Source organism: Roseisolibacter sp. H3M3-2 (genome assembly GCF_029211165.1).
Lineage (GTDB): Bacteria > Gemmatimonadota > Gemmatimonadetes > Gemmatimonadales > Gemmatimonadaceae > Roseisolibacter.
In genome coordinates, this window is sequence record NZ_JARGEK010000021.1 from 1 (window position 1) to 11,990 (window position 11,990).

An 11,990-nucleotide genomic window follows, 5' to 3' on the forward strand; every position below is an offset into this window, starting at 1 on the left:
TTGGCTCACAGAACGACATGGCTACGATCCGACTTGGCGCTGCTGTCGGCGGCGGGGCCGGAGGCCGCGGCGCGCGACGCGGTGCTGCGCGCCCGGACGCGGCTGGCGGGCGCCCACGACTGGCGCGTGCAGGGCGCGCTCGACGAGACGGCGGCGCTGCTCGGCGCCGGCGCGGCCGAGGCGGCGCACGACGACGAGGTCGCGCCGTCGTGGACCCCGGCGCCGATGGACCTGCCGCTCCTGGCCGACGACGCCTCGTTCGACCAGCCCGCGTTCGAGCTGCCGCTGCTGACGCTCGACGCCCCCGACGACGTCGCCGACGACGCCGTCGTCGAACAGGCGGACGACGTGGTGCTCGAGATGCCGGCCGTGGCCGTGCCCGCGTCGGTCGGCGTGGACCCGCTGGCGGCGGCGCTCGACGCCGCGCTGGCGTCGGTGCCGGACGACGCGGCCGACGACGAGCCCGAGGTCCTGACCCCGGGCGTCGACATGTCGGACGTGGAGGAGCTGGTCGCGCGGTCGGCGGAGCACGCCACCGCGCGCCCGGGGCAGCCCGCGGGGCACCAGCCGGGGCGCGTGGCGGCCATCGACGCGATCGTCGAGATGACCGAGGCGGCGCAGCAGCCCGCCGGGGGCGGGCTGCGCTCGCTGTTCCGGCGGCTGACGCGGCGCTAGCTCAGCGCGCGCTCACTCCTCGTCCCGCCCGTGCACGTGCGCGGGCGGCGAGGTCGCCTCGACGGCCGTGAACGTCTCGAGGATCTTGTAGCGGTGCGTCGCCCCCTCGGGGACGACCCACGAGTCGCCCGCCTCGAGCAGCACGAGCTGCCCCTCGAGGTGCAGCTCGGCGCGGCCGGCGATCACGTAGCCGACCGTCTCGTAGTCGCGGCGCGACTCATCGCTGGACTCGCCGGGGCGCTCCTCGTCCCACAGGCGCATCCCCATCCGCTTCCCCGCGGCGAGGTACTTCTGCCCCATCGCCCCGCGGGGCGAGTGGCGCGAATCGACCTTCGTGACCGTCGTCTCTCCCGTCCGTCCCATTGCTCCCCTCCGGCTGCCGCGTGAAAGTGCGGGCCCGAGGTACACGGATCGTGCCGGCGGTCAGCTCTTGTGGCGGAAGGTGATGCGGCCGCGGGTGAGGTCGTAGGGCGAGACCTCGAGCGTCACGCGGTCGCCGGCGAGGACGCGGATGCGGAACCGGCGCATGTTGCCGGCGAGCGTCGCGAGCACCTGGTGGCCGCTCTTCGTTTCCACCCGGAAGGTGGCGTTGGGGAGCACCTCCGCCACGGTGCCTTCGAGCTCGATCGCGTCTTGCTTCGCCATGGACTGGCCGGGACTGATTCGGGGAATACGGGGGATGCACGGCGGGCGCGCACGCCCGGCTCGTCATCCAAACAAAGATAGGGCAGCGGCTTGCGCGCGGCCAGCGGAGCCCCTCCGGGGCCGCTAGCTTCCCCGCGGTGACCGCCCCCCCGCCCCCCGCCGCCCCCTACGGCCCGCAGACGCTCGCCATCCGCCGCTTCCTGCAGCGGCTGGCCGCGCTCCCGGCCGCGGCGTGGGACGAGGCCGCGGCCCGCCACGAGGCCGCCCAGGGCTCCCCGCGCTTCGCCGCCGCCGCCCGCGTCCTCGCGGCCGCCGTGGCGGCCACCCAGCGCGAGCCCGAGCGCGACGCGGCGCTCGGGCCCCTGCTCCAGCTGGTCGCGGTCCCGACCGACGACCCCGCCCCCGACGCCGCGCCCGAGCTGGCGCCCGTGGCGGAGGCGGCGCTGGCCGCCGTGCTCGCGCTGCTCGTGCGCGACGTCCTGTCGGCGACCGCGTTCGCGACGCTCTACGCGCCGTTCGCCGAGGCGATCCCGCCGGCGTCGCTCGACGGGGGCTGAGGCGGCGCGCTACTCGGGGAGCGCGTCGGCGGCGTCGAGCAGGAAGCGCGGGATCACCGCCTCGAAGCGGGTGCCGTCGTCGCGCACGAAGCGGTAGTGCCCCTCCATCCACCCGCTGGTGGACTTGAGCACGCAGAAGCTGCGGTACTCGTGCACGCGGCCGGGGGCGATGACCGGCTGCTCGCCGACCACGCCCTCGCCGTCGACCTTGGTCTCCTCGCCGGCGTCGTCGTGGATCAGCCACGAGCGCGAGAGGAGCTGCGCCGAGCGCGCGCCGACGTTCTCGATGCGCACGTGGTACGCGAACACGTGCTGCGCCGCGTAGGGGCGCGACTGCTCGCGCAGGTACGACGGGCGCACCGTGACGCGGATCCCCTCCGTCTCGCGGTGGAAGAGCGGACGGCGCGGCGGCACGGTCAGCGCGCGGCGACGGTGCCGGCGACGCGCGCCGACGGGCCGGCCCGCCCCGCGGGGTCGAGCGCGAAGACGAGCACCTCGTCGGGCGCGCCGCGGGTGGCGGGGGCCGGCACCGCGGTGCGGGCGCTCGCACCCGGCACGACCTCGGTGGTCCACGTGCCGCCGTGCCGCGCCCGCACCACCCACTGCCACGGGCGCTGCTCGCCCGCGGCGGGCGACAGCTCGAGCAGCGTCTGGCCGGGGACGCCGGCGGCGACGCGCACCTGCGGGCGCCCGGGGGTGCGCCCCGGCATCCACGGCGACTCGGGGATCAGCGCCGGCTGCGCGTACACGCCCGCCTGCAGCGTGTCGGTGAGCCCGCCCGGGTTGCGCATCAGCGCCTTCATGCTGAAGTGCACGTTGCCGGTCGCGCCGGGCTGCGCGCGCGTCAGCCGCACCTGCGAGTCGATCTCGGCGACGGTGAACTGCTGCGGGCTGCCGTCGACGACGCGCGAGGTGAAGTTGCCCGGCCAGAGGTGGCGCCCCTTCACGTTCTCGGCGGCCCACCACTTCAGGAGCATGGGGTAGCTCTGCTGCGGCGCCGAGATCTTCCAGTAGAGCTGCGGCGTCCAGTAGTCGAGCCACCCCTCGCGCAGCCACTTCCGCGCGTCGGCGTACAGCTCGGAGTACTGGTCGAAGCAGCACGCCTGCTCGGGCTGCCCCGGGCGCGCGATGCCGAACGGGCTGATGCCGACCTTCACCCACGGCTTCGCGCGCTTCACCTCGTCGTACATGCGGCGCACGAACTCGTCGACGTTGCGGCGGCGCCAGTCGTCGCGCCCCAGCGTGCCGCCGCCGGCGGCGTAGCGCGCGTAGCTCGCGCTGTCGGGGAAGTCGAGCGGCTTCCCGCCCGGCCCCGCGACCTTGTACGGGTAGAAGTAGTCGTCGAGGTGCACGCCGTCGACGTCGTAGCGCTTCACCACGTCGAGGATCACGCGCAGCGAGTGCGCCTGCGTCTCGGGCTCGCCCGGGTCCATCCACTGCATCCGCCCGTACTCGCGCACGAGGTCGGGGCGCGTGCGGCTCACGTGCGTGGCCGCGACCGCCGACTTCGCGCCGACCTGGCGCGCGCGGTACGGGTTGAACCACGCGTGCAGCTCGATCCCGCGCTCGTGCGACTCGCGCACCGCGAACTCGAGCGGGTCCCACGCCGGCGCCGGCGCCTTCCCCATCTCGCCCGTCAGGTACTCCGACCACGGCTCGAGCGCCGACGGGTAGATCGCGTCGGTGGCCGGGCGCACCTGCAGCACGATCGCGTTCAGGTTGAGCGCCTTCGCGCGGTCGAGTATCGCGACCAGCTCGCGCTGCTGCTCGGCGGTGGGGAGCCCGGGGCGCGACGGCCAGTCGATGTTGGCGACGGTCGCGACCCACGCCGCGCGGAACTCGCGCGGGAGCGGCGGGGGCTCGGCGGCGCCCCCGGCGGCGGGGGCGGGGACGAGGGCGGGCGCGCACGCCGAGAGCAGCGCGAGCGCGGCGGCGGCGAGGAGGCGGGCGGGGCGGCGGGTCACGCGGGACGGGGCGAGGGGTGGCCCCGCAACCTAGCCCGCCCCGCCGCCGCTCACTACCGGTCGCGCCGCGCCAGCGCCGCGAGCCCGTCGGCCGCCGCGCGCTCGGCGCTCGCCAGCGCGCCGTGCACGGTGCCGGTGTTCCCCCCGCCCGCGGTCGCCTCGCCGGCGAAGAACAGCGTGTCGACGAGCTGCGCGGCGAGCAGCGCCGGCGCGTCGGCGCCCCCGACGCGCGCGTAGCTGTACGCCCCGCGCGCGAACGGGTCGTCGGTCCAGTCGTGGTGGTGCACGGCCACCAGCTCGGCGCGGACCGCGTCGACCGACAGGCCGAGCGTCTGCGCGAGCGCCGACACGCAGGTGCGCTCGAGCCCCGCGGCGTCGAGCCGCGCGAGCGCGAGCCCGCGCGGGCCGCCGACCCAGGCGACCAGCACCGGCGCGCGCACGGCGCGCAGCGTCCACCACACGGGCACCGGACGCTCCGGCGCGTGGACGAACGAGAGCATCCCCGGGTCGACGTCGCCGTCGAGCGCGGGGACGCAGGCGCGGTCCTCCCAGAAGCGGCGGCGGAACTGGAGGACCACGCGCGTCACGTGCCCGCAGCCGACGGCGGCGAGCGCCTCCGCCCGGTCGTCGAGGCGCGGCTCGAACGACACGCTCCCCTCGCTCCCCGGCGACGCCGCGAGCACGCCGACGGGGAGCGTCACGACGCACGCGGCCGCGTCGAACTGCAGGTCGTCGACGCCCACCGCCTGGTGCGCCTCGACGCGCACCTTCCCCGCCGACCAGCGCACGCGGTGCGCGACGGTGCGGAGCCGCACGTCGGGCGCCTCCCCCGCCCCGTCGTGCAGCCAGGCCACGACCCGGTCGTAGCCGTCGACGACCCGGTACGCCTGGTCGTTCCCCGACGCGGCGCCCTCGGCGTGCGCCAGCCCGTGCGTGCCGACGTCGCCGACCGGCGCGGCGTGGAACCCCTCGACGTACGACGCGGCGAGCCGCCGCGCGTCGGCGTGGGCCGCGTCGCCGAAGCGCTCGCCCAGGAACTCGGCGAACGAGCGGTCGGGGCGGCGCTCCTCGTCGGGGAGCGCGCCGAGCACCTCGTCCATCGTGCCGGCGAAGTCGTCGCGCTCGACCAGCCGCCCGCCGTCGAGCGTGACGTGCTCCTCGGCGGCGTCGACCACGCGCAGGCGCGCCTCGTCGAGCACGCGCCACAGCGCGCGCGGCGTGCCGTGCACGAACTCCGCGCCCAGCTCGACCGGGACGGCCAGCCCCGGATCGCGGCGCGTGAGGACGCGCCCGCCGAGCCGGTCGCGCGCCTCCAGCACGACCACCCGCTTGCCCGCGTCGACGAGGGCGCGCGCCGCCGCCAGCCCCGCCACGCCCGCCCCCAGCACCACCACGTCGGGGATCTCGCGCCCCGCGGCCCCGCCGTCGTTCGACTCCGTCACGGCTCCCTTCGATGATCGTTGCACGTCATGCGCGTCGCGTCCGGCCGGTCAGACCGGGGCGGCCATCGCGGCGAGCACCTTCCCGGCGCGGCGCGCCGCCTCGGCGATGCGCTGGGGCGTCGCGATGAAGGAGATGCGGAAGAAGCCCTCGCCGCCCGGCCCGAAGCTCGACCCCGCCAGGGTGATGACCCCCTCCTCGTCCATCAGGCGGTCGCAGAACGCGCGGCTGGGGACGCCCTCGGGGAGCGCGACCCACAGGTACATCGCCGCGCGCGGCACGTCGCAGGCGAAGCCGGCGTCGCGGAACGCCGCCACCGCCGCGTCGCGCCGCTCGCGGAAGATGGCGACGTTGCCCGGGACGAACTCGGCCCAGCTCTCGAGCGCGGCGACGCCGGCGGCCTGGATGGCCATGAACGAGCCCGTGTCGACGAAGGACTTGACCCGCGCCAGCGCGCCGACGAGCTGCGGGTTGCCGACGGCCCACCCCTGCCGCCAGCCGGTCATGTTGTACGTCTTCGAGAGCGAGTGGAACTCGAGCGCCACCTCGCGCGCGCCCGCGATCTCGAAGATGCTCGGCGGGACGTAGCCGTCGTAGGCCAGCTCGGAGTACGCGTTGTCGTAGACGAGCACGATGTCGCGCTCGCGGCACGTCCGCACGACGCGCTCCAGGTAGTCGCGCGGCGCGACGGCGGCAGTCGGGTTGTTCGGGTAGTTCAGGTACAGCAGCTTGGTGCGCCGCAGGACGTCGTCGGGGATCTCGTCGAGCTCGACGAGGAAGCGCTTCTCCGGGCGCAGCGCGACCGGGTACGGCGTCGCCTCGCCGAGCAGGGTGCCGCCGACGTACGCCAGGTAGCCCGGCTCGGGGATGACCGCGACGTCGCCCTTCTCGAGGAAGGCGAGGGCGAGGTGCGTGATCCCTTCCTTCGAGCCGATGAGCGGGCAGATCTCCGTGATCGGGTCGAAGGACAGGCCGAAGCGGCGCTGCATCCACGCGCTGACGGCCTCGCGGAAGGGGACGTGTCCGAGCCCGAAGCCGTAGCGGTGCATCGCCAGCTCGGCGAGCGCGCGCGTCATCGCCGCGACGGCGGCGGGCGGGGGGGGCAGGTCGGCGTCCCCCGCCCCGAGGTCGATCACGTCGACCCCCTGCTGCAGCAGCTCGCGCTTCCGCACGGGGACGTGCGCCAGCGGGTAGGGCGGGAGCGCCTGGAAGCGCTGGGCGGGACGGGGCATGGGATCGTTCCTATTGGTTCCCTCGACGCTCGACGCTCCACGCTCGACGCCGGCCGCCTCGCGGGGCGTGCCGAGCGTCGAGCGTGGAGCGTCGAGCGTCGAGAGGTCGTGTTCGTCAGTCGGTGAGCGGCAGCGCCACGGCCGGCGCCGGCGTGCCGTTCTGCGGGGCCGCGACGCGCGCGTGCTGCGCCTCGATCCAGCTGCGGTGGTACGTCTCGTCCTCCGCGGACCGGACCGCCTTCGCGACCTTGAGCGGGCGGAACGAGTCCATCATGACCGCCAGCTCGTTGGTGAACTTCTGCCCGATGCTGGCCTCGTAGCGCCCCGGGTGCGGGCCGTGCGGGATGCCGTCGGGGTGGTGCGTGACGGAGCCGAACTCGATCCCCTTGCGGCTCATGAACTCCTCGGAGGCGTAGAAGATCACCTCGTCCGAGTCGACGTTGCTGTGGTTGTACGGCGCCGGGATCGCGTTGGCGTCGAAGTCGTACGGGCGCGGGCAGAACGAGCAGATCACGAAGCCGTCGCCCTGGAAGGTCTGGTGCACCGGCGGCGGCTGGTGGACGCGCCCGACGATCGGCTCGAAGTCGTGGATGTTGAAGATCCACGGGTAGAAGTAGCCGTCCCACCCGACGACGTCGAACGGGTGGTGGTCGAGGACGTACTCGTTGAGCGCGTCGAACTGCTTGATGAGGATCGGGAAGTCCCCCATCTCGTCGTGCGTCCGGAGGTCGGTCGGCCGGCGGATGTCGCGCTCCGAGTACGGCGCGCCCTCCAGCAGCTGGCCGAACTCGTTGCGGTAGCGCTTGGGCCACCGCACGTGGCCGCGGCTCTCCATCACCAGGAACTTCTGCTCGTGCGCGAGGTCGAGCTTCCACCGGTGCATGATGCCGCGGTGGATCACCACGTAGTCGCCGGCGCGGTACGGCAGGTCGCCGAACTGCGTCTCGAGCGTCCCCTGCCCCTTGGCGACGTAGACCACCTCGTCCGCCTGGGCGTTGCGGTAGAAGTGCGCGTCCTGCTCGTCGGGCTCGACGTAGAGCATCCCGATGTCGGCGTTGAACAGCATCGGCGTGCGGTCGAGCGTCGGCGAGCCGCCCTTCTTCAGCTGCGAGCTGCGCCAGTGGCGGTGCTTGAGCGTCTGGTCCTCCTCCGCCTCCCACTTCAGGTCGCGGAGCTTGCGGACGCTCTTGACCGTGGTGGGCGGGTGGAGGTGGTAGAGGAGCGCCGAGGTGCCGGTGAAGCCCTCGTGCCCGACCAGCTGCTCGGAGTAGATGCCGCCGTCGGGCTTCCGCATCGCGGTGTGCCGCTTCTGCGGGACGCGCCCCAGCGTGTGGTAGATCGGCATGGCCGGCTCCCGGTCAGAGGTTCCCGCGCAGCGCCTGCTCGCGCTCGATCGCCTCGAAGAGCGCGCGGAAGTTCCCCTTCCCGAAGCTCTTGGCGCCCTTGCGCTGGATGATCTCGTAGAAGACGGTCGGGCGGTCCTCGACCGGCTTGGTGAAGATCTGGAGCAGGTAGCCGTCCGGGTCGCGGTCGACGAGGATCCCGTGCTGCGCCAGCACCTCGAGCGGCTCGTCGATCTTGCCGACGCGCGTCTCGAGCTGCTCGTAGTAGCTGGTGGGCGTGCTGAGGAACTCGACGCCGTTGGCCTTGAGCGTCGTGACCGTCTTCACGATGTCGTCGGTGGCCAGCGCCATGTGCTGCACGCCCGGGCCGCCGTAGAAGTCGAGGTACTCGTCGATCTGCGACTTCTTCTTGCCGGAGGCGGGCTCGTTGATCGGGAACTTGATGCGGTCGTTCCCGTTGGCCATCACCTTCGACATCAGCGACGAGTACTCGGTGTTGATGTCCTCGTCGTCGAAGGTCAGCAGGTTCCGGAAGCCCATGACGTCGGAGTACCACTGCACCCAGACGTTCATCTTCCCGAGCTCGACGTTGCCGACGCAGTGGTCGACGTACTTGAGCCCCACCGACGTCCCCTGGTAGTGCGGGTCGACGGGGACGAAGCCGGGGAGGAACGGGCCCGTGTAGCCCTTCCGCCCGACCAGCGAGTGGATCGTGTCGCCGTAGGTGCGGATGGCGGCGATCACGACCTCGCCGTGCGCGTCGCGGACCACGCGCGGCTCGTGCACGCTGGTGGCGCCGCGCTCGACCGCCTTGGCCCACGCGTCGCGGGCGTCGTCGACCCACAGGGCGAGGTCGCGCACGCCGTCGCCGTGGCGGTGGACGTGGTCGGCGATCGCGCGCGCCTCGTCGCTGGCGTCGGGGCGGATCGGGGTCGTCAGGACGAAGCGGATCTTGTCCTGCTGCAGCACGTAGCTGGCGCGGTCGCGGGTCCCGGTCTCGGGGCCGCGGTAGGCGACCAGCCGGAAGCCGAACGCCGAGCGGTAGTAGTGCGAGGCCTGCTTGGCGTTGCCGACGTAGAACTCGATGTAGTCGGTGCCGTTGATCGGGAAGGTGTCGTGCGCTTCGGCGCCGACGGCGCTGGACTCGATGGTGGTGGCCATGGGGGCTCCGGGTGGGTGAGCGGATGCAAGGGTCGCGTGCGGCGGCTTCAGCCGGTCGCGGCCCACCCTGGATCACAGCGCCGGTTGCCCGGCTTCTCGTCCTTCCCCGCCATGGTCGCCTCCTCGGATGCCTGCCCCCGAAAGATGGGGGCGGGCGGGGCGCCGGCAAAGCGACCCCACCCGTCCCCCGTCGCCCGGTCAGGCCATGACCGCCGGCGCCGCGCCCGGCTGCTCCTTCACCGTCACCGGCTCCGCCCCCTCCGGGGCGGTCGCGGGCCCGCCGATGGGGTGCATGCGCTTGACCAGGGTGAGCACGGTGTAGATCGCCACCGCCTCCCCCTCCTGGTTCGTCACCTCGACGTCCCAGGCCACGACGCCCTGCGGCACCTGCCCCTCGCGGTCGTCCTTGGCCGCCTTGCTCTTGCAGGTGAGGCGGACCTGCAGCGTGTCGCCGACGTAGACCGGCTTCACGAAGCGCAGCCCCTCCAGCCCGTAGTTGGCGAGCACGGGGCCCGGCGCCGGGTCGACGAACAGCCCGGCCGCCGCCGACAGCACGAAGTAGCCGTGCGCCACGCGCCGCTCGAACAGCGAGTCGCGGGCGGCGATCTCGTCGACGTGGGCGTAGAAGTAGTCGCCCGAGATGCCGGCGAAGTTCGTGATGTCGGCCTCGGTGACGGTGCGGCGGTGCGTGCTCCACGTCTCGCCGATCCGCAGCTCCTCGAAGTGCTTGCGGAACGGGTGGATGCGGTCCTTCAGCTCCTCGGCGCCCTTGCTCCACTCGCGCGTCACCGCGGCGACGATCGCGGGGGAGCCCTGCACCGCCGTGCGCTGCATGTAGTGCAGCACGCCGCGCACGCCGCCCATCTCCTCGCCGCCGCCGGCGCGCCCGGGGCCGCCGTGCACGAGGTGCGGGAGCGGCGAGCCGTGCCCGGTGCTCTCCTTGGCCGACGCGCGGTTGCCGAGCAGCAGGCGCCCGTGGTACGCCGCGGTGCCGAGCGCGACGTCGCGCGCCACGCGCTCGTCGTTCGTGAACAGCGAGCCGACGAGCGAGCCGCGTCCGAGCTTCGCCAGCGCGATCGCCTCGTCGGTCGAGTCGTACGGCATGACCGTGTTCACGGGGCCGAACGCCTCGACGTCGTGCGCCTGCGGGCGGTCGAACGGGCGGTCGTTGTAGAGCAGGGTGATCGGGAAGAAGGCGCCCGCGTCGCGGTCCGCCCCCACCACGTCGAAGTCGCCGCCGCCGTACGCCACCTCGGCGCCCGCGCGCAGCGCGTCGAGCGCCTTGCCGACCTCCTTCACCTGCGCGCGCCCGGCGAGGGGGCCCATGCGCACCCCGTCGAGCGTCGGGTCGCCGACCGTCACGCCGCCGAGCCGCTGGCCGAGCGCCTTGACGACGTCGTCCACCATGCCGCGCGGGACGAAGGTGCGTCGGATGGCGGTGCACTTCTGCCCCGCCTTCACCGTCATCTCGCGCGCGACCTCCTTCACGAACAGGTCGAACTCCGGCGTCCCGGGCGCGGCGTCGGGGCCGAGCATCGAGAAGTTGAGCGAGTCCGCCTCCTGGTTGTAGCGGACGTTGTGCTCCATCATCGCCGGCGTCTTCTTGAGCAGCTGCCCCGTCCACGCGCTGCCGGTGAACGCGACCGCGTCCTGGCAGTTCAGGTGGTCGAGCAGGTCGCCCGCGCTGCCGACGATCAGCTGGATCGCGCCGGCCGGCAGGATGCGGCTCTCGACCATGGCGCGGAACACCGCCTCGGTGAGGTAGCTCGTCACCGTCGCCGGCTTCACGATCGCCGGCACGCCCGCGAGCAGCGACGTCGCGAGCTTCTCCAGCATCCCCCAGACGGGGAAGTTGAAGGCGTTGATGTGCACCGCCACGCCCTCGAGCGGCACGCACACGTGGCGCCCGACGAAGCCGCCGTTCTTGCTCAGCGTCTCGACCGGCCCGTCGACGAAGAACGGCTCGTCGGGGAACTCGCGGCGCCCGCGGCTCGCGTACGCGAACAGCGTCCCGATCCCGCCGTCGATGTCGATCCAGTGGTCGGTCTTGGTCGCCCCCGTCCACGCCGAGATGCGGTAGAACTGCTCCTTCCGCTCGCTCAGGTACAGCGCCAGCGCCTTGAGCAGGCGCGCGCGCTCGTGGAAGGTCAGCCGGCGCAGCGCCGGGCCGCCGACCTCGCGGGCGTACTGCGCCATCGCGGCGAAGTCGAGCCCCTGGCTCGACGTCTCGGCGACCGGCTCGCCGGTGACCGCGTTGTGCAGCGTGGTGAAGTTGCCGGCGCCCTCGACCCACTGGCCGCAGGCGTAATTGCGCAGCCGCATCGCGTCAGTCTCCTCGCGTCTCGTGCCAGGTTCTGAAGGTGGCCGCCTGCGCCGCGCGCCGGGCCGCCTGCTCTTCGGTCAGTGTCCGCAGCGGCTCGCAGGCGCGCAGCGTGGCGTGCAGCCGCCCGGGGAGCGCCTGGTACAGCGCCGTCCCCTCGGTCTTCCAGGCCAGCATCTCGTCCGACACGTCCTTGACGATGCGCGCCGGGTTGCCGACCACGACCTTCCGTTCCGGAATCTGCATGTCGGTCGGGACGAAGCACAGGGCGCCGACGATCGACCCGGCGCCGACGACGGCGCGGTCCATCACGACGGCGTTCATCCCGACCAGGACGTTCCGCCCCAGCCGCGCCCCGTGCACCACCGCCCCGTGCCCGACGTGCGCCCCCTCCTCGAGGACGACGGTCACGCCGGGGAACATGTGCACGGTGCAGTTCTCCTGGACGTTGCACCCGTCCTCGATCACGATCCCGCCCCAGTCGCCGCGGATCGCCGCGCCGGGGCCGACGTACACGTCGCGGCCGATCGTCACGTTGCCGGTGACCGTGGCGTTGGGGTGCACGTAGGCGGACTCGTGCACGACGGGGACGAAATCCTCGTAGGCGTAGATGGTCATGCGCGCGCGCGTCTCCCCTCGTGGCGGACGCTGCG

At 73.5% G+C, this 11,990-nt stretch carries 11 protein-coding genes and 1 pseudogene; 2 read left to right on the forward strand and 10 right to left on the reverse strand.

Annotation, left to right across the window (positions count from 1 at the left end; all coding sequences use genetic code 11):
* Positions 1-675 (forward strand): annotated as a pseudogene (locus tag PYV61_RS03650) (hypothetical protein); the annotation flags it as partial.
* Positions 676-687: 12 nt separating this feature from the next.
* Here the strand turns inward: PYV61_RS03650 and PYV61_RS03655 are convergent.
* Together PYV61_RS03655 and infA are read right to left on the reverse strand one after the other, a co-directional pair.
* Positions 688-1,038, reverse strand: coding sequence for a cupin domain-containing protein (locus PYV61_RS03655; RefSeq protein ID WP_275828438.1), 351 nt, complete (start codon positions 1,036-1,038; stop codon positions 688-690).
* Between the two features lie 60 nt (positions 1,039-1,098).
* Complete coding sequence (infA, locus tag PYV61_RS03660; protein ID WP_275828440.1) at positions 1,099-1,320, reverse strand: translation initiation factor IF-1; 222 nt, start codon at positions 1,318-1,320, stop codon at positions 1,099-1,101.
* A 137-nt stretch (positions 1,321-1,457) separates the two neighbouring features.
* Between infA and PYV61_RS03665 the strand changes: the two genes are divergently transcribed.
* The gene (locus PYV61_RS03665; RefSeq protein ID WP_275828442.1) at positions 1,458-1,877 is read left to right on the forward strand and encodes a hypothetical protein; all 420 of its coding nucleotides are present in this window, start codon (positions 1,458-1,460) and stop codon (positions 1,875-1,877) included.
* A 9-nt stretch (positions 1,878-1,886) separates the two neighbouring features.
* On the opposite strand, the gene apaG is transcribed toward PYV61_RS03665, so the two are convergent.
* The 8 genes from apaG to PYV61_RS03705 all read right to left on the reverse strand — a co-directional run bounded on the left by apaG (position 1,887) and on the right by PYV61_RS03705 (position 11,955).
* Positions 1,887-2,291, reverse strand: coding sequence for a Co2+/Mg2+ efflux protein ApaG (gene apaG / locus PYV61_RS03670; RefSeq protein ID WP_275828444.1), 405 nt, complete (start codon positions 2,289-2,291; stop codon positions 1,887-1,889).
* Positions 2,292-2,293: 2 nt separating this feature from the next.
* The gene (locus PYV61_RS03675; protein ID WP_275828446.1) at positions 2,294-3,841 is read right to left on the reverse strand and encodes a family 10 glycosylhydrolase; all 1,548 of its coding nucleotides are present in this window, start codon (positions 3,839-3,841) and stop codon (positions 2,294-2,296) included.
* A gap of 53 nt (positions 3,842-3,894) precedes the next feature.
* Positions 3,895-5,283 (reverse strand): NAD(P)/FAD-dependent oxidoreductase, encoded by a 1,389-nt coding sequence (locus tag PYV61_RS03680; protein WP_275828448.1) that lies wholly within the window; start codon positions 5,281-5,283, stop codon positions 3,895-3,897.
* Positions 5,284-5,331: 48 nt separating this feature from the next.
* Entirely contained in the window at positions 5,332-6,513 is a 1,182-nt protein-coding gene (locus PYV61_RS03685) for an aminotransferase class I/II-fold pyridoxal phosphate-dependent enzyme (RefSeq protein ID WP_275828450.1), read from the reverse strand.
* Positions 6,514-6,628: 115 nt separating this feature from the next.
* Positions 6,629-7,858, reverse strand: coding sequence for a homogentisate 1,2-dioxygenase (locus PYV61_RS03690; RefSeq protein ID WP_275828453.1), 1,230 nt, complete (start codon positions 7,856-7,858; stop codon positions 6,629-6,631).
* Positions 7,859-7,871: 13 nt separating this feature from the next.
* Positions 7,872-9,017 carry a 4-hydroxyphenylpyruvate dioxygenase gene (gene hppD, locus PYV61_RS03695; protein ID WP_275828454.1) on the reverse strand — a complete coding sequence of 382 codons (1,146 nt, stop codon included), beginning with the start codon at positions 9,015-9,017 and terminating at the stop codon, positions 7,872-7,874.
* 198 nt (positions 9,018-9,215) lie between these two features.
* Positions 9,216-11,339: a phenylacetic acid degradation bifunctional protein PaaZ gene (paaZ, locus tag PYV61_RS03700; protein WP_275828456.1), complete on the reverse strand. Its 2,124-nt coding sequence runs from the start codon at positions 11,337-11,339 to the stop codon at positions 9,216-9,218.
* A 4-nt stretch (positions 11,340-11,343) separates the two neighbouring features.
* Positions 11,344-11,955, reverse strand: coding sequence for a transferase hexapeptide repeat family protein (locus tag PYV61_RS03705; RefSeq protein ID WP_275828458.1), 612 nt, complete (start codon positions 11,953-11,955; stop codon positions 11,344-11,346).
* Between the last annotated feature and the right edge of the window lie 35 nt (positions 11,956-11,990).

Bases quoted from the DNA above. Each gene is read 5' to 3' on its own strand.
- PYV61_RS03690 (WP_275828453.1), bottom strand. From the start codon at position 7,858: ATGCCGATCTACCACACGCTGGGGCGCGTCCCGCAGAAGCGGCACACC.
- PYV61_RS03655 (WP_275828438.1), bottom strand. From the start codon at position 1,038: ATGGGACGGACGGGAGAGACGACGGTCACGAAGGTCGATTCGCGCCAC.
- PYV61_RS03685 (WP_275828450.1), bottom strand. From the start codon at position 6,513: ATGCCCCGTCCCGCCCAGCGCTTCCAGGCGCTCCCGCCCTACCCGCTG.
- hppD (WP_275828454.1), bottom strand. From the start codon at position 9,017: ATGGCCACCACCATCGAGTCCAGCGCCGTCGGCGCCGAAGCGCACGAC.
- PYV61_RS03705 (WP_275828458.1), bottom strand. From the start codon at position 11,955: ATGACCATCTACGCCTACGAGGATTTCGTCCCCGTCGTGCACGAGTCC.
- paaZ (WP_275828456.1), bottom strand. From the start codon at position 11,339: ATGCGGCTGCGCAATTACGCCTGCGGCCAGTGGGTCGAGGGCGCCGGC.
- infA (WP_275828440.1), bottom strand. From the start codon at position 1,320: ATGGCGAAGCAAGACGCGATCGAGCTCGAAGGCACCGTGGCGGAGGTG.